The sequence below is a fragment of the Paenibacillus sp. RS8 genome (genome assembly GCF_041956825.1).
GTDB lineage: Bacteria > Bacillota > Bacilli > Paenibacillales > Paenibacillaceae > Paenibacillus_AQ.
In genome coordinates, this window is record NZ_CP168131.1 from 3,835,212 (window position 1) to 3,852,119 (window position 16,908).

Annotated in this window: 14 protein-coding genes; 12 read left to right on the forward strand and 2 right to left on the reverse strand. The window is 46.4% G+C overall.

Annotated elements, in window-relative coordinates; all coding sequences use genetic code 11:
• Positions 1–201: 201 nt before the first annotated feature.
• The 6 genes from ACDZ28_RS18325 to pyk all read left to right on the forward strand — a co-directional run bounded on the left by ACDZ28_RS18325 (position 202) and on the right by pyk (position 8,470).
• Positions 202–3,840: a DNA polymerase III subunit alpha gene (locus ACDZ28_RS18325; protein WP_339291299.1), complete on the forward strand. Its 3,639-nt coding sequence runs from the start codon at positions 202–204 to the stop codon at positions 3,838–3,840.
• A 74-nt stretch (positions 3,841–3,914) separates the two neighbouring features.
• On the forward strand, positions 3,915–4,415 hold the full coding sequence (locus ACDZ28_RS18330; RefSeq protein WP_042125964.1) for a phosphatidylglycerophosphatase A: 501 nt from the start codon (positions 3,915–3,917) through the stop codon (positions 4,413–4,415).
• A 146-nt stretch (positions 4,416–4,561) separates the two neighbouring features.
• Complete coding sequence (locus tag ACDZ28_RS18335) at positions 4,562–4,750, forward strand: hypothetical protein (RefSeq protein ID WP_042125966.1); 189 nt, start codon at positions 4,562–4,564, stop codon at positions 4,748–4,750.
• Positions 4,751–4,822: 72 nt separating this feature from the next.
• The gene (gene accD / locus ACDZ28_RS18340) at positions 4,823–5,716 is read left to right on the forward strand and encodes an acetyl-CoA carboxylase, carboxyltransferase subunit beta (RefSeq protein ID WP_076121509.1); all 894 of its coding nucleotides are present in this window, start codon (positions 4,823–4,825) and stop codon (positions 5,714–5,716) included.
• A gap of 1 nt (position 5,717) precedes the next feature.
• A complete protein-coding gene (locus tag ACDZ28_RS18345; RefSeq protein WP_076121507.1) occupies positions 5,718–6,719 on the forward strand; it encodes an acetyl-CoA carboxylase carboxyltransferase subunit alpha in 1,002 nt (333 codons plus the stop codon).
• 332 nt (positions 6,720–7,051) lie between these two features.
• Positions 7,052–8,470, forward strand: a complete 1,419-nt coding sequence (gene pyk, locus ACDZ28_RS18350; protein WP_042125972.1) for a pyruvate kinase — start codon at positions 7,052–7,054, stop codon at positions 8,468–8,470.
• 116 nt (positions 8,471–8,586) lie between these two features.
• Here the strand turns inward: pyk and ACDZ28_RS18355 are convergent, their stop codons facing one another.
• Positions 8,587–9,282, reverse strand: a complete 696-nt coding sequence (locus tag ACDZ28_RS18355; RefSeq protein WP_375102442.1) for a G1 family glutamic endopeptidase — start codon at positions 9,280–9,282, stop codon at positions 8,587–8,589.
• Positions 9,283–9,478: 196 nt separating this feature from the next.
• Between ACDZ28_RS18355 and ACDZ28_RS18360 the strand changes: the two genes are divergently transcribed.
• Genes ACDZ28_RS18360 through ACDZ28_RS18370 form a run of 3 tightly spaced genes read left to right on the forward strand, consistent with a single transcriptional unit; the run spans position 9,479 to position 11,624 of the window.
• Entirely contained in the window at positions 9,479–10,663 is a 1,185-nt protein-coding gene (locus ACDZ28_RS18360; RefSeq protein ID WP_042125976.1) for an MFS transporter, read from the forward strand.
• Positions 10,664–10,701: 38 nt separating this feature from the next.
• Positions 10,702–11,229, forward strand: coding sequence for a thioesterase family protein (locus ACDZ28_RS18365; RefSeq protein ID WP_042125978.1), 528 nt, complete (start codon positions 10,702–10,704; stop codon positions 11,227–11,229).
• On the forward strand, positions 11,226–11,624 hold the full coding sequence (locus tag ACDZ28_RS18370; RefSeq protein ID WP_042125981.1) for an FxsA family protein: 399 nt from the start codon (positions 11,226–11,228) through the stop codon (positions 11,622–11,624). The genes ACDZ28_RS18365 and ACDZ28_RS18370 overlap by 4 nt, the downstream gene beginning before the upstream one ends.
• A gap of 91 nt (positions 11,625–11,715) precedes the next feature.
• Here ACDZ28_RS18370 and ytvI read toward each other — a convergent pair whose 3' ends face one another.
• Entirely contained in the window at positions 11,716–12,831 is a 1,116-nt protein-coding gene (gene ytvI, locus ACDZ28_RS18375) for a sporulation integral membrane protein YtvI (protein ID WP_042125983.1), read from the reverse strand.
• A 395-nt stretch (positions 12,832–13,226) separates the two neighbouring features.
• On the opposite strand from ytvI, the gene citZ reads away from it, so the two are divergent.
• The 3 genes from citZ (at position 13,227) to mdh (ending at position 16,783) form a co-directional block, all read left to right on the forward strand.
• Positions 13,227–14,339: a citrate synthase gene (gene citZ, locus ACDZ28_RS18380; protein ID WP_375102443.1), complete on the forward strand. Its 1,113-nt coding sequence runs from the start codon at positions 13,227–13,229 to the stop codon at positions 14,337–14,339.
• A 150-nt stretch (positions 14,340–14,489) separates the two neighbouring features.
• On the forward strand, positions 14,490–15,785 hold the full coding sequence (gene icd / locus ACDZ28_RS18385) for an NADP-dependent isocitrate dehydrogenase (RefSeq protein ID WP_042125986.1): 1,296 nt from the start codon (positions 14,490–14,492) through the stop codon (positions 15,783–15,785).
• 56 nt (positions 15,786–15,841) lie between these two features.
• Positions 15,842–16,783, forward strand: coding sequence for a malate dehydrogenase (gene mdh / locus ACDZ28_RS18390; RefSeq protein ID WP_042125987.1), 942 nt, complete (start codon positions 15,842–15,844; stop codon positions 16,781–16,783).
• Positions 16,784–16,908: the final 125 nt, after the last annotated feature.

A 16,908-nucleotide genomic window follows, 5' to 3' on the forward strand; every position in this document is an offset into this window, starting at 1 on the left:
AGTACGGCTTTCAGCACCGGGAAGATTGAAAGAGGGTAGAAAATGAGGAGCGGTCGTAGCGGAAGCTACGTGAACACCGGAAATTTCGCCTGAATTCAATATTCGATGTTGAGTAAGCTTCTTGGGTTACTTCGTGATCAAAAGCGGACTTTTTGAACAACTATTTATGTTTGATTTTTGTAGTAGAAAGGAAGTGGGATGATGAGCCCTTTCGTGCATTTGCATGTGCACAGCGAATACAGTTTACTGGACGGGGCGGCGCGCATTACCGATCTCGTGCGCCGGGCCGGCGAATACGGCATGAAGTCGCTGGCGCTTACGGATCATGGAGTGATGTATGGGGCGATCCCCTTTTATAAAGCGTGTAAAGAGAATGGAATCAAGCCGATTATCGGCTGTGAAGCTTATTTAACCGCAGGCTCTCGCCGAGAGCGGGGCAGTCGCAAAGATCAACCGATTTATCACCTGATTCTGCTCGTCAAGAATGAAACCGGCTACAAGAATCTGATGAAGCTGATCTCTATCGGCCATCTGGAAGGCCATCACTATAAACCTCGTATTGATATGGAGGTTCTGGCCGCTCATTCGGAGGGGATCATATGCCTTAGTGCATGTCTAGGCGGCGAAGTGCCGCAGCATCTGTTGCATGGAAGAGATGATGAAGCGCGAAAGGCTGCGCTGCGATATAAGGAGATTTTTGGCGAAGACTTCTACCTGGAGCTTCAAGATCACGGAATTTCCGAGCAAAAGCGAGTAAATCCGAAGCTGATCGCACTTGCCAAGGCCTGTGATATCCCACTCGTAGCTACGAATGACGTTCATTATTTAGCTAAGGAAGATGCAGAGGTACAGGATGTTCTGATCTGTATTGGAACAGGTAAAACTGTGGATGATGAGGAACGGCTCAAGATCGGAACAGATCAGTTATTTTTAAAAAGCAGTGAACAGATGGCGGCGTTATTCCCGCATGTGCCTGATGCTATTAGTAACACGCTACTGATCGCAGAAAAATGTAATCTGGAGCTTACCTTCGGTCAACATATTCTGCCTGCTTATTCACCGATTCCGGAAGGTATGGACTCTGCTGCATATTTGCGTGAGTTATGCTTTAGGGGGCTTGAAGAACGATATATTGACACACCACTATGGGTATCGCCTGAGCAAAGAGAGACTGCTGAGAAGCGTCTTGCCTATGAGCTTGGTGTCATCGAGAGTATGGGATTTAGCGATTATTTTCTAATTGTGTGGGATTTTATCGCTTATTGTCATCGTCAGGGGATTGCTACAGGACCGGGCCGGGGTTCCTCCGCGGGGAGTCTTACCGCTTACTCCCTACGAATCACGGATGTTGATCCGCTTAAGTATAACTTGCTCTTTGAACGTTTCTTAAATCCAGAACGGATCACGATGCCGGATATTGATATCGATTTTAGTGATGAACGCCGTGATGAGGTTATCGCTTATGTGGTGGAGAAATACGGCAAAGAACATGTGGCACAGATTATTACATTTGGAACCATGGCTGCACGGGCTGCGGTTCGTGATGTGGGCAGGGTGCTGAATTTACCTTATAACGAGGTAGACAAAGCTGCCAAGCTCATCCCAGGACAACTAGGCATCAGCCTCGCTAGAGCACTAGAGACTACTCCAGATCTTAAAGCGCTATATGACAGTAATCCGAAGATCAAGGGCTTGCTGGATATGGCAATGAAAGTGGAAGGAATGCCTCGTCATGCTTCGACACATGCTGCCGGGGTTGTCATTTCCAAAGGTCCGCTAACTGATGCTGTACCCCTCCAGGAAGGTAACGAAAGCACAGCTTTAACTCAGTACTCTATGGAGCATTTGGAGAGTGTCGGGCTGTTGAAGATGGATTTTCTGGGCTTGCGTACTTTGTCGATTATCGAACGCTGTATGAATTCGATTAAAGAAATGAGTGGCAGTGTTCCGAATTTCAAAACGATACCAGATCATGATCCCCTTACGTATGAAATGCTAGGTGCAGGGGAGACGACTGGGGTCTTCCAACTGGAATCGGCGGGTGTAAGACGTGTGCTGAAGGATTTGAAGCCTAATGGTTTTGAAGATATCGTATCGGTTCTAGCGCTGTATCGTCCGGGTCCAATGGAATTTATCCCGAAATATATAGCAGGAAAGCACGGCCAGATTGAAGTAGAGTACCCACATTCTGATTTGAAATCTATATTAGCGGATACCTATGGGATTATTGTGTACCAGGAACAGATTATGCAGATTGCTTCGCTTATGGCCGGATTCTCGCTTGGTGAAGCGGATCTGCTCCGGCGAGCGGTCTCTAAGAAGAAACGTGAGACGCTGGATAAGGAACGCAGCCATTTTGTACAGGGGAGCTTGCAGCAAGGATATAACGAAGCGGATGCGAATGCCGTTTATGATATGATTGTAAGGTTTGCCGATTATGGTTTCCCTCGTGCGCATGCGGCGGCTTATGGTGTGCTGGCTTTCCAGACGGCATATCTCAAGGCGCATTATCCGGTACAGTTTATGGCATCTATGCTGACGGCTGTAATGGGCACCCACCGTAAGGTGGCGGAGTATGTACTGGACTGCCGCCGCACGGGCATCGGCGTGTTACCGCCGGATGTGAACGAGAGCGGCGTGTTGTTTACCCCGGTTCCAGGGGAAGAAACGGGAACAGGGCATATCCGCTTTGGGCTCGCGGCGATTAAGAATGTCGGAACGTTAGCAGTGGAGAATATTATGTCGGTCCGTAAGGAGCGGCCGTTCGACAGTCTGCTCGATTTCTGTCGACGTGTCGATCTGCGGGTCTGCAACAAGCGGGTAGTGGAGTCTTTGCTGCAGGCAGGAGCTTTTGACTGTCTGCCGGGTCATAGAGCCCAGCTGCTCGCTATGCTGGACGAGACCGTTGACGCCGCGCTGAAATGGCGCAAGGAGCGGGATGAGCTGCAAATCCAGTTGTTCGACGATTTGGTGGAAACGCCAAACTGGGAGATTCGCTATCCGGATATCCCTAAGTTCACAGTAGGACAGCAGCTGGAGATGGAACGTGAGCTGCTGGGGCTGTATCTATCAGGTCACCCGCTCGACGATAGCGCTGAGCTGCTTGAGGAGCCTGGTATACAGCGGCTGATGGATCTCGGTGAAGCCGCAGATGAGAGTCAGACGGTTACGGCCGGCATGGTCGTATCCGTTAAGGAAATTACGACGAAGCAAGGAAAATCGATGGCCTTCATCGAATGGGAAGATCAGATCGAGCGCTGCGAAGTCGTGCTCTTCCCCGAGGTGTGGAAGCGAAGCCGCAGCTTGATTGCCAAGGGCGCGCTGTTAGCTTTGCGCGCCAAGGTGCAGCAGGAGGACGAAGGCTTCAAGCTGCTGGCCGAGGAAGTGGCGCTGCTCTCCGCGGAGACACTCCGCGGCCTGCTGCAGCGCCGTAGTGCCGCCGCGTCCCGCTCTTATAGCGCGGGACGCTCGGCCTCAGCAGGAACACCGCCGCGCGGCGGCGCTCCTGCTTCGCGGGCCAGCGGGGCCGCCACTGGCCCCGCTGGCAGACCTGCAGGCGGCGCAGCTGCGCCTGCAACACCTGCACCGGCCGCTGCGCCAGCGCCGGTCTCAGGCCAGCGTGTCTTTATCAAGATCACGCCGGCCGCCGAGAATGCTGCGCAGCTGTCGCGCTTGAAGGAGCTGCTGCAGAATCATCCAGGCCCAGTAGCGACGATTCTGTTCTACGAACGGGATCAGAAGCTCCTGGCCCTTAGCGATAACTACCGGATCAAGCCTACTCAGGAGCTGTTCGCGGCTATCGAGTCTATGCTGGGAGCAGGTACCGTAAGAATAAAATAAGAACAATTCTATCCTTTTCCGCATACATTAGGAAACCACAGGGCGAATCCCTGGGCGGAAAGGGGAATGACATCATGTCCTATCAAATGGCAGTCGATCTGTTGGAACGTAGAGGCGTATCACTTTCTTCTATTGCTGAGATCGTATATATTTTACAATCTGTTTATTATCCCGGTTTATCCAAGGAAGAATGCCTTTCCAGTGTGAAATCTGTTCTGGGAAAAAGAGAAGTGCAGTACACGTTAATGACGGGGATTGCACTTGATGAACTGGCAGAAAAAAGACTGCTTCCGCAGCCGCTCCAGGCAGTTATGGAGGCGGATGAATCACTTTATGGTGCGGACGAGACTCTAGCCCTTGGTATCACAGGGGTATATGGGATGATCGGACTTACAGGATTTGGGTACTTGGACAAAATAAAGCTTGGAATCATCGGTGAATTGAACGATGATAAGGGGAGTATTCATGTGTTCTTGGATGACCTTGTGGCGGGTATCGCTGCAGCTGCTTCTGCTAGAATTGCTCATCGGCATGAAGGAGCAAAAGTATATCCTATAGTCACGGACACGGAATAAATGACTCGATTTATTTCGTTTGAACGAGTTCCTCAGTCTTGCTTCCTTTGCCCTACGCCTGTTGCGGGAAAAAAGAAAACTGTGTTATCATAATTCCATTATACGGGATACGGCTGGGAATTAAGATTGGGGAGGCCTTGCAAGGCATGTGGACGGTAATATATATCGCGCCGACCGCCAAAGTGGCGGATATGATTAAGAGTAAGCTGACTGAAGAAGGTTTTTTAGTAAAATGCCGTCCAATCAATATGTCCAAGCAGCAGTTTGAGATATTGGTTCCTTCGGGTGAACTGGAGGAAGTACAGGAAGTCCTTAATCTTATTCTGCATCCCTGAATTTCTATCAAGAGAAAAGTCATGACAGCGGCAAGCTGCATAACGCAAATAAACGGCTGAAGAGGTGCGGGTGTGTTCAAAGATTTATTTCAGAAGAAACGGAAGTACGCGACTATTCCTTCAGAACGTCTGGAGCGAAGCGGCGAGCCTGCAGAAGGCGAACGCCCCAAACGGGAAATTCCAGAAGGATTAATGAGTAAATGTAATAAATGCGGAACGATCCAGTATAGCAAGGAATTGGAAAAGAATCTAAAAGTATGTCCTACTTGTGGTCATCATTTGCGCTTGAATGCTGTTGAGCGTATTGCTATGACGTTAGACCCAGAGGGCTTTATTGAGTTTGACAGTGAAATGTATTCCATAGATCCGCTGAAATTCCCGGGTTATGCTTCTAAACTGGAGCAGCAGCAACTAAAATCGGGACAAACTGATGCCGTGATTACGGGACAGGGATCTATTGGCGGGCATCCAGTGATCGTAGCTGTGATGAATTTCGAATTTTTCTCCGGCAGTATGGGATCTGTGGTAGGTGAGAAGATTACCCGGGCGATTGAAGAAGCCACGGAGAAGCAGCTTCCACTCCTTATTTTCTCTACTTCAGGCGGAGCGAGAATGCAGGAGAGTATTTTAAGCCTTATGCAAATGGCGAAGACCAGTGCAGCCCTTGCTCGTTTTAATGAGGTGGGCGGCCTTTATATTTCTATAATTACGGATCCGACAACCGGCGGAGTCTCTGCAAGTTTTGCTAGTCTTGGGGATATTATTATTGCAGAGCCTGGAGCGGTATTCGGTTTCGCAGGACGTATAGTCATTGAACAGACGATTCGCCAGAAGCTTCCGGATGATTTCCAGACAGCTGAATTTAATCTGCAGCATGGCTTGATTGATATGGTTGTGCACCGTAAAGAAATGCGCGCTACACTGACCAAAATTTTGGAATTGCATGATGTGAAAGGGGGATTTTAGGTTGGCAGGAGAGTTGCCTTTTGAAATGCCTCTAGTTGAAATGCGCAAGAAAATTGCCGAGCTAAAGCAGTTTGGCGAAGAGAAGGGTATTGATTTTACGGATGAGGTAGCAAGGTTGGAAGAACGGTACCGTGTGCTTGAGGAGGAAGTGTATTCTAATATCTCTCCTTCCCAAAAAATGCATCTAGCCAGACATCAAGGTCGTCCGACTTCACTTGATCTTATGGGACAGATCTTCACAGATTTTATTGAGCTGCACGGAGATCGGATGTTTGGGGATGATCTAGCTATTGTAGGCGGTATCGCGAAGCTGAACGGCGTCCCGGTTACGGTCATTGGCCAGCAACGCGGTAAAGATACGAAAGAAAATATTTTACGCTTTTTCGGCAGTGCACACCCTGAAGGCTTCCGTAAAGCGCTACGTCTGATGCAGCAAGCGGACAAGTTCAAACGTCCCATTATTACCTTCGTGGATACGAAAGGCGCATATCCAGGCAATACAGCTGAGGAAAGAGGCCAGTCTGAAGCGATCGCGCGTAATTTGCGTGAAATGTCTCAGTTTGGTGTTCCTGTTATCTGTGTTGTCATCGGAGAAGGCGGAAGTGGCGGCGCACTAGCACTGGCAGTGGGTAACAGAGTGCTTATGCTGGAGCATGCCATCTATTCTGTAATATCTCCTAACGGGGCTGCTTCGATTCTATGGAAGGATGCTTCGAAGGCTGATCAAGCGGCGGAAGCCATGAAGATAACGGCATCTGATCTGCTTGAAATGGAAGTCATTGAAGAGATTGTTCCTGAGCCAAAAGGCGGCGCACATCGTGATTACGAGGCTACAGCAGCTGCAATTAAGGATGCGTTATGGCGTCACTTGCAGGAGCTGATTTCTCTGAATAGTGCGGAGCTGAAAGAAGATCGTTACCGTAAATTCCGTAAAATCGGTGAGTTTGCTGAAGCCCAGCAGGAGCAGATTTTCCTTGAAGAAGAAGTGGAATCTGAAGTGTAAGAAGGGTGTTGCCATTTGCACTTTAAGACATATAACCATACTTAGTGGACCATATTGAATTAAGTGTAAATTATACATTTTATTGGAATTAAAATAATCTCGACGCAATGCCGGGATTATTTTAATTTTTTTTGTGCGTTCAGATAATTCGAGCTCAAATTACATCTAAAAGAGCCTACAACATTGATTTTGTGTCTAAGTTGCAGTAATATTCATAAGGGCGTAGTTAAAGGCACATGTGACAAAGTTCCTATTTAATTAGTTAGCCTTGTAGTAGATTTTGTAGTTGGAAAAAGTGAGACAGAGAGAACGAAAAAACGGAGGAAAACCTAATGCGGAAAAGTAAAATTGTATGTACGATCGGACCTGCGAGTGAATCGTTGGAGAATATCAAAAAATTGATTTTGGCTGGTATGAATGTGGCCCGTTTGAATTTCTCCCACGGCGATTTTGAAGAGCATGGTGCTCGGATTAAAACGATCCGTCAAGCATCTAAGGAACTGAACAAAACTGTTGCTATCCTGCTCGATACAAAAGGACCGGAGATTCGCACAGGCAAGTTGGAAGTAGAACCGATTGAACTAGTTCAGGACGAGTACCTGACACTAACTACGGAAGAAATCCTTGGCACCCAAGAACGTATTTCCATCACGTACAGCGAGCTTCCTAATGATGTTCAAGTAGGCTCCACTATCCTTATTGATGACGGTCTAATTGGTTTGACAGTTGTCGACATTCAAGGTACAGAAATCAAGACCCGTATTGTAAACGGTGGTACGATCAAGAGCAAAAAGGGCGTTAACGTACCAGGAGTAAACATCTCCTTGCCGGGTATTACGGAAAAAGACACCAACGATATTCTTTTCGGTATCGAACAGGACATCGATTTTATCGCCGCTTCCTTCGTTCGCAAAGCTAGCGACGTTCAGGAAATTCGTGAGCTGCTTGCGAAAAACAACGCTTCTCACATTCAAATCATTTCCAAAATCGAAAACCAACAAGGTGTTGACAACCTTGATGAAATTCTAGAAGCTTCCGACGGCCTGATGGTTGCTCGTGGTGACCTTGGTGTTGAAATCCCAGCTGAAGATGTACCTTTGGCTCAAAAATTGATGATTCAAAAATGTAACGTTGCTGGCAAACCAGTAATCACAGCTACACAAATGCTGGATTCTATGCAACGTAACCCACGTCCTACTCGCGCTGAAGCAAGTGACGTAGCAAACGCTATTTTCGACGGAACAGATGCAATCATGCTTTCCGGAGAAACTGCTGCTGGTAAATATCCAGTAGAATCCGTTCTTACAATGTCCCGTATTGCTGAGAAAGCGGAGTCCGCACTGGATCACCATGAAATTTTCTCGAAACAACAAACTGCACAAGAAACTACAGTTACAGAAGCGATCAGCCAATCCGTTGCAATTTCCGCTTTGGATCTGAACGCTAAGGCTATTCTTTCTTCGACGGTTACAGGTCATACTGCACGCGTTGTTTCCAAATACCGTCCTAAAGCACCAATCATTGCTGTTACGACACAAGAAAGAACTATGCGTCAATTGTCCCTCGTTTGGGGCGTAACACCAGTATTCGGTAAAGTAGCTACTTCCACAGATGAATTGCTTGAAACAGCAATCCAAGGTGGTAAGGATTCCGGTCTGGTTCATGCTGGCGACCTAGTTGTGATTACTGCAGGAATTCCACTTGGACGTTCCGGTTCCACTAACTTGGTAAAAGTAAGCACAATCGAGTAGTACTCGACTGGCTTTGCCTGATTCGTAGTATATATTTTAAAATATAAGAGCTGTCTCAGATGTAGTGAAAACCTACAAGTGAGGCAGCTTTTTTTTACTTGAATCCATTCAAACTGTTAGTATATACGTTTGACGCTAAAAGAGTCCCCTCGATGGCTTGGACTGGAAGGAACCGCAACGGTGATGTTATTCTGGACCATGATCCCTCCGTTAGAAAGAGTTAACCTAGGCCGTTTTCCGTTAATTCGACAGCAATTGAAATAGGTTGTACAGACGCGGGCCAGCTTTGCGATGGAACCATCGACCTCGGGAGCCTCCATTATCCATTCGCCGGACGTTTGTGGACCGGTATACCGCTGGAGCGTTCGGAAGGCCCAATTTCGGCTTAAATTTCGGAGTGTGATAGACCATTTTGTGTGGCTTATTTTCGTGATAGTACCCTTCATATGATCTCCCGGGTATACTGGAAAAGAGATTACAGTCTCAGCGTCAGGCAGGATTTCCCACCAGGCGTAGTAACGGGCAATCCCATTTACGAATTCATGACCTGTTCCCGTCTGGATAAGGCTGCTGTTCTTGAATCCGTCGATGCCAATCCATGCAGAGGAATAGGTGGATTTGTAGGTTGGTTTAACGTATGGGACGATCCATTCACCGGAAATGCGGTTGAAAGCGCCTTTTCTGCCAGTAACAGTGTAGCCACTCCAGTTCTTAGATGACCAGCCGAAGGCTGAGCTCTGTTTATTGCTCGCATTAGACTTGTCTGTTAGACAGGGATGATTTACCATGAGAGGATTATGATTTATGCTCAACTTGTCCACCGCCTTTATAGTACTGCTATATTAAATGCGATGATTACATAGGAAGTACGGGTATTCTGTTAAAATATAAAAATATTAAGCTCCATACTTTATGAGCCTATAGTTATCGCTTAAACGCATACCGTCCTTATAAGTGGCCGAAGGCATTTATACTTAATTAAGAAGTTAGAGAGGACTTTTAGCACAAATGGAAAAACTATCGAAGCTGCGCGGCTTTTATCTATTCTTAGGATTGGCCGGAGGTTCATTTGGCTCCTATCTTTCGCTGCTCTTGGTCCACAATGGACTTAATAGCGGACAGATAGGTATACTAATGGCAACAGGTACGCTAATAGCGATCACCATTCAGCCGATGTGGGGGATTATCTCTGATCGGTATAATCAGACACGTTTAGTACTAATCCTAAGTGTGGCGGTTCCGGCTTTATTAGCCGTGTTTTATCGTTCGGAATATTTCATTGTGCTCCTTCTGGTGTATACGTGCTCAACGATCTTCTCTTCTACACAGGCTCCTATAGCCGATTCTTACGCGATCTCAGCGGCGAATAGAGCTGGGGCCACTTATGGTAGCATTCGGCTTATGATGAGCATTGGAGCGGCTCTGGGAGCTTATGCAGGGGGAGTGTATGTATCCACCTTCTCTGTATCCACGATATGGCTGCCTTTTCTCTTTTTTAATGTGATTGCGGTTCTTATTGCGTTTACATTGCCGAAGCAGGCGGAAGAGAATCATATGATGAGGCAATCGTTTACTCAGGGGGTAAGACAACTGCTGGGGAATCGGGTCTTCCTTGCTTTTTTGGGCGGCAGCTTTCTTGTGAATCAGACGATGACTGCCTTTGGTACATATTTTGTAATCGCTTTTCAATCGGTTGGAGGCTCCACTCGCTATGCAGGGATTGCTCTTTTTCTCGCATCGGTGACTAATGTACCCTCCATGCTGTTTGCTTCTAAGGTGATCAAGAAGCTAGGGCGTGAGCGTACCTTGCTCCTTGGGGCCCTTATTTATGTTTTGCGATGGGGTATTCAGGTTGCTTTTCCTTATCCATCAGTAATGATCGGTGTGCAGGTGCTGCACGGTCTTTCGTTTGGGTTCTTTTATATTGCTGCAGTCGAATATGTATCTCAGATCACTTCTAACGAGATGCAGGCCACTGGTCAAAGTGTATTTAATATGGTGTTCTCAGGTTTTGCTGGCATTGTCGGTAATTTACTGAATGGATTTTTGCTTAATCAAGGCGGGGTAGAAGTAATGAATCTGTCTTGTATGTTGAGCTCTATCGCAGGCGCAATGCTGCTGTTCTATGTTGCCAGAAGCTCTCGGCGCAAATTATCAACAACAACGTTACCTTCAGAAGGGGTTCAGGCTTAAATGCTCCCCTGCTGCTATGCCGAAAGGAGTATTTTTAGATGGAATTAGAGCGAGCTGGCTTACCCAGCCGATGGTATAAGTCGACCTTGCGTGTTCGATATCAGGAAAGTGATCAGATGGGCGTTGTGTATCATGCGAATTATTTGAACTGGTTTGAGTCCGGTCGTACAGAGATGTTCCGTCAGGTTGGTTTTACTTATCGTGAACTTGAGAAACAAGGTGTCTTACTTCCTGTCACTTCAGCAGATTTGCAATTTAAAAGTCCGGCGCGATATGATGATCTTATCACCGTGTATGCGCGAATGATTACTTTCTCAGCGTTAAGAGTCGTATTTGAGTATCAAGTGCGGAGACTTTCGGAAGAAGAAGGTAGAAATTCAGAAGATTTAGTAGCTACTTTAGGGGAGTTGCGGTCGATGGATCCACCTGGGGAGCTGTTAGTTACCGGCACGACAAGTCATGTTTGGGTGAACCGGGAATGGAGGCCTGCCAGGCTGGATAGAGCCCTTCCAGAGCTCTTTCACGCAATAAAAGAGGCGCTGCGGGAAGAAGGGAGTTCAGTATGATTAGAAGCAAATGGTTATGGGCTGGACTATTTATTATTCCTGCTGTGGAATTATTCGGTTTTATCTACGTAGCAGATCAACTTGGAGCATTCAAAACACTGCTGCTTATGCTGACCACTTCGGTAATCGGCCTGCTAATGATGCGTTTTGAAGGTAAGAAGGTGCTTCAGGATAGCAAAACACATATGCAGGAGGGCCGTGTTCCTGGTCGGACGATGCTGGACGGCTTATGTATTTTTTTTGGAGGATTGCTGCTGATATTGCCAGGCTTCGTAACCGATATTGTCGGGTTCACGCTAGTTTTTCCATTGACTCGGCCTTTGTACCGTATATTTTTGCTGAAGTGGATTGAGAAGAAGATGAAGAATGGCACCTTCACCTTTTACCGTCGTTAGAATCCTGTTCACAACAATAACAGAGCGGACCCCTGTCATTGACGAAGGGCCCGCTCTGTTTGCTATTTTGCGAATTGATAATTATGGGTTCCTATCTTAATCGGCCGCTAACAATGTAGCTGTGTAAAGCTCGGAATACGCCGGCACGGTTAAAGGCAACAAGGATAACAAGAACAACAGGTCCGATGATTAGCCCTAGCATACCGAATAATTGCAGGCCGGCGAACATGCCAATCAACATGGCAAGGGGATCAAGTCCAATGCTGCTCGCGAGCACTTTTGGCTCAAGCACCTGCCGGGTAATAAGGATAACGGCATAGAGTATGGAGAGTCCGATTCCCAGTGCCAGATTGTCCGTCATATAAGAATACAGCGCCCAAGGCAGCATCACAATTCCCACACCGAGATAAGGCAGCAGATCGACAAAGCCAATCATTAAGCCGATAGCAAACGCGGACTTCACACCCAGCAGCAACAGCCCGATCACAACAATGATCGCTGTGATGGAGATCAGAATAACCTGAGCGCGGAGATAACCGAAAAGCGCTCTGCGTAAATCTCTCCAGATATCAGATACAGGCTTTAGGAATGCTGTTGGCAGCCAGCTTGTGAATTTCTCATTATGACGCTCCCAACTTGTACTAATGAAAAAGGCAGCAAGAACAACCACGATAAGAATTGTACCCATACTAGGAAGTGCGGAGATCAGTTTTAATATTACATTAAAAAATCCTGTGACCACTTGAGTGACTGCGTATCCTACGGTTTCCGTTGTTCTGCTGATATTGCTGTCAATCGTAGCATGATAGTCAGGATTGTCGCGGTAGAATTGATTAATTTGGTTGATGATATTCTGTAAGCTTGCATTCTGGCTTAAGGACATCAGGAGATCTTTCCATTGGTCGGTGTGGAGATTAAAGGTCTGAAGCAGGACGATTAATTCTTTAACGAGTCTTGTAATCATCGCGGTCAGGACCAGTGCGATTCCACCTATGTAAAATAACAGAGCGAGCGATACCGCCAACCAGCCTGGTAATTTGAAGCCTTTCAGAATAAGCACTAATGGATGCATGATATAGGCGAGCAGCCAAGCGAGCAGCAGCGGGTATAACAGCGGAAGCAATAGATAGATTGCCAGCAGGAGGATGGAAGTAGCCAGAACGACCCACAGGCCGCGCAGCAGCCTTTTTAATACCAAACGATCCATACTGAGACCACACCTTCTTCATTCCTGCACATACAGGGGAATAAGAGCTCGTCTTCATATATATTCATAGAACCTATTTAAAGACTAGAATATGGGATAAATATTAGAATGGGCCGGAATCTCTAAACTGAAATGGCAATATTGAATCAGGGGTTTAGAAGTTTTTTTCTATCTCTCTGATAAAATCATTTGATGCGCTGCAAAGCTTCCACATTGTTCACATAACCGACAAAATCCAGTATGATGAATAAAGATACGAGTATGTTGGTCATTCAGCATTCCTGACAGAAATGTTTTTTAACGCACTTTTTAGATTTTATAATGCTTTAAATTGGAAATGTTTTCATTGAAGTGAAGATTGTTTTTATACCTTGTTGGCAAAGGAGAGATATGCTATGACAGCTACCAAAGGCTTGGAAGGTATCGTTGCAACAACTTCATCCATTAGCTCTATTGTGGATGGTGTACTCACTTACCGCGGTTATGATATTGATGAACTTGCAGAACATGCTACCTTCGAAGAAACAGCTTATTTGTTATGGTTCGGCAGTCTGCCGACGGCGCCAGAGCTGGAAGCACTCAAGCGGGATCTCAGTGCTTTTGCACAGATTCCTGAGCAGGTAATCGAGCAAATGAAGCTCTATCCAAAAGACGCCAACACCATGGCAGCGTTGCGGTCGGCTGTATCAAGCCTGGCTCTCTATGATGAAACGGCTGACGATATGAGCAGAGAAGCGAACGAGATTAAGGCGGTAAAACTGCAGGCACAACTCCCAACAATTGTGGCGGCACTGTCGCGTATTCGCAAAGGGCTTGAACCAGTGGCTCCGAAAGAAGGCGTTTCTATTGCTGAGAACTTCCTCTATATGCTGTGGGGAAAAGAGCCGGACAGCGTATCTGTCAAAGCACTTGATACCGCACTTGTTCTTCATGCGGACCATGAGCTGAATGCTTCGACTTTTGCAGGCAGGGTTACGGTTGCGACATTATCGGATATTTATTCCGGGGTTACCTCCGCTATTGGTGCGCTCAAAGGCCCGCTTCACGGTGGGGCGAATGAAGCCGTTATGAAGATGCTAGAGGAGATCGGAAGTTTGGAAGCGGTTGAACCTTATATCCGTAAGAAGCTGGATAACCGTGAGAAGATCATGGGCTTCGGTCATCGAGTATATAAGAATGGTGATCCACGTGCAAAGCATTTGATGAAAATGTCTTTGGAACTTGGCACGATGAAGAATGATACTACGCTGTACGATATGTCCGTAAATATTGAGGAATTGATTACCGGGCAAAAGGGACTTAAACCGAATGTTGATTTCTATTCGGCGTCAGTTTATACACAGTTGGGTATTGAACGTGAGCTGTTCACTCCTATCTTTGCAATTAGCCGGACTTCAGGCTGGACTGCACATATTCTGGAGCAATATACAGATAACCGGATTATTCGGCCACGTGCAGAATACACAGGTATGATTGAACAGAAATACGTTCCAGTGGACGAAAGATAGAAGGGCAGCCTTGCAGGCTGCTCCTAATGTTTAGTAGAATGAACCCTAGCAATAGTGTTTTAAATTTTTGATTTAATGATGATGAGAGTTTTGTTCGATGCTTGTCAATGCTATTTAAATCCCACAAAACTTTAGGAGGAATACACTCAAATGTTGAAACTAGAAAAATTCGATCTACCTACAGAAGGCGAACAAATCACGATTAAAGAAGGAAAACTACAAGTTCCGAATAATCCAATCATTCCTTTTATCGAGGGTGACGGCACAGGCCGTGATATTTGGAAAGCTTCCAAGCGCGTACTTGATGCAGCAGTAACTAAAGCTTATGGTGGTACTAAGCAAATCGCTTGGTACGAAGTATTTGCTGGCGAAAAAGCTTTCAATACATATGGTGAATGGTTGCCAAATGATACGTTGGAAGCAATCCGCGAATATTTTGTGGCGATCAAGGGACCACTTACTACTCCAATCGGAGGCGGTATCCGTTCATTGAATGTAGCTTTGCGTCAAGAATTGGATTTGTACGTATGTCTGCGTCCAGTTCGTTATTTCCAAGGTGTTCCTTCTCCTGTTAAACGTCCTGAGCTGGTGGATATGGTTATTTTCCGTGAGAATACAGAGGATATCTATGCAGGGATTGAATATCAAGAAGGCTCTGCTGAAGTGAAGAAAGTCATCGAATTCCTGCAAAAAGAAATGGGAGTTAACAAAATCCGTTTCCCTGAAACCTCTGGTATTGGTATCAAACCGGTATCCTCCGAAGGTTCGAAGCGTTTGGTGCGCGCTGCAATTGAATATGCGATCAAGCATGGACGTAAGAGCGTAACGCTTGTTCACAAAGGAAACATCATGAAGTTCACTGAAGGTGCCTTCAAAAACTGGGGTTATGAAGTAGCTGAGCAAGAGTTCGGAGATAAGGTCTTCACTTGGAGTCAATATGATGTGATTAAGGAACGTGACGGTGAGGCTGCCGCTAATGCTGCTCAGAAGGATGCTGAAGCTGCTGGCAAAATCATTATCAAGGATGCAATTGCGGATATCGCGCTGCAACAAGTTCTGACTCGTCCAACTGATTTCGATGTTATTGCTACGTTGAACTTGAACGGGGATTACCTGTCCGACGCACTTGCTGCACAAATCGGCGGCATCGGCATCGCTCCTGGAGCGAACATTAACTATATTACTGGCCACGCTATTTTTGAAGCTACCCATGGTACAGCTCCTAAATATGCTGACAAAGACGTTGTGAATCCTGGTTCTGTTATTCTGTCCGGCGTAATGCTCTTGGAGCACTTGGGCTGGCAGGAAGCAGCGGACCTGATTTATAAAGGGATGGAAACGGCTATTAACAATAAGACCGTGACTTATGACTTTGCTCGTCTGATGGAAGGTGCAACTGAGCTGAAATGCTCCGCATTTGCAGACGAAATTATTAACCACCTATAAGTTAGAATTGCCAGATCATATTAGCCTTACCTTTATCATTTCTAGGAGGCGAATCTGTGGCAATCAAGCGTTATAAAATTACAGTGGTAGGCGCCGGTTTTACCGGCGCTACTACAGCTCTTATGTTAGCCCAGAAAGAACTTGGTGACGTTGTGCTGCTCGATATTCCGCAAATGGAGAACCCAACCAAGGGTAAGGCGCTGGACATGCAAGAAGCAGGTCCTGTGCAGAGATTCGACAGTCATATTACCGGGACCTCAAGTTATGAAGATGCTGTAGATTCTGATATTGTAATTATCACTGCAGGGATTGCCCGTAAACCTGGGATGAGCCGCGACGATCTTGTGAATATCAATGCAGGAATTGTTAGGTCGGTATGCGAGAACATAAGACATGTAGCGCCTGAATCTATCGTAATTATTTTGAGTAATCCGGTAGATGCAATGACTTATGCTGCATTTGAAGCGCTAGGCTTTCCGAAGAATCGCGTTATTGGACAATCCGGCGTGCTGGATACAGCCCGTTATTGCACTTTTATTGCACAAGAGTTGAACGTATCCGTTGAAGATGTACGAGGTTTCGTAATAGGCGGACACGGCAATGATATGGTACCGCTCGTACGTTATTCTAGTGTCGGAGGCATTCCAATCGATACATTGATTCCTGCGAATCGTATCGAGGAGATTGTGAAACGAACACGTGTGGGTGGCGGAGAAATCGTTGACCTTCTAGGAAACGGTAGTGCGTATTATGCGCCTGCAGCCTCTTTGGTTCAAATGACGGAAGCTATCTTGAAGGATAAGAAACGAATCATTCCGGTTATTGCCATGCTTGAAGGCGAATATGGTTATGACAATCTGTTTCTGGGTGTTCCAGCTCTTCTTGGTGCGAATGGGATTGAGAAGATTTTTGAACTGGAGCTTACGGCTGAGGAGAGAGCGGCTTTGGATAAGTCCGCTGAATCCGTACGCGAGGTAACAGCTTTATTATCTGTGTAAATTTGTGTAGAAGTAAGGGGAGGGTCCCAAAGGCCGTGAAACGGCTTAAGGACTCTCTCTTTTATTATCAACAACTTCAAAGAATGGTCACCTATGTTGCTTTTCTTATTCTATTATTATGGGTA

Bases quoted from the DNA above. Each gene is read 5' to 3' on its own strand.
- ACDZ28_RS18325 (WP_339291299.1), top strand. From the start codon at position 202: ATGAGCCCTTTCGTGCATTTGCATGTGCACAGCGAATACAGTTTACTG.
- ytvI (WP_042125983.1), bottom strand. From the start codon at position 12,831: ATGGATCGTTTGGTATTAAAAAGGCTGCTGCGCGGCCTGTGGGTCGTT.
- citZ (WP_375102443.1), top strand. From the start codon at position 13,227: ATGACAGCTACCAAAGGCTTGGAAGGTATCGTTGCAACAACTTCATCC.
- ACDZ28_RS18330 (WP_042125964.1), top strand. From the start codon at position 3,915: ATGTCCTATCAAATGGCAGTCGATCTGTTGGAACGTAGAGGCGTATCA.
- ACDZ28_RS18370 (WP_042125981.1), top strand. From the start codon at position 11,226: ATGATTAGAAGCAAATGGTTATGGGCTGGACTATTTATTATTCCTGCT.
- ACDZ28_RS18335 (WP_042125966.1), top strand. From the start codon at position 4,562: ATGTGGACGGTAATATATATCGCGCCGACCGCCAAAGTGGCGGATATG.
- pyk (WP_042125972.1), top strand. From the start codon at position 7,052: ATGCGGAAAAGTAAAATTGTATGTACGATCGGACCTGCGAGTGAATCG.
- icd (WP_042125986.1), top strand. From the start codon at position 14,490: ATGTTGAAACTAGAAAAATTCGATCTACCTACAGAAGGCGAACAAATC.
- ACDZ28_RS18360 (WP_042125976.1), top strand. From the start codon at position 9,479: ATGGAAAAACTATCGAAGCTGCGCGGCTTTTATCTATTCTTAGGATTG.
- ACDZ28_RS18365 (WP_042125978.1), top strand. From the start codon at position 10,702: ATGGAATTAGAGCGAGCTGGCTTACCCAGCCGATGGTATAAGTCGACC.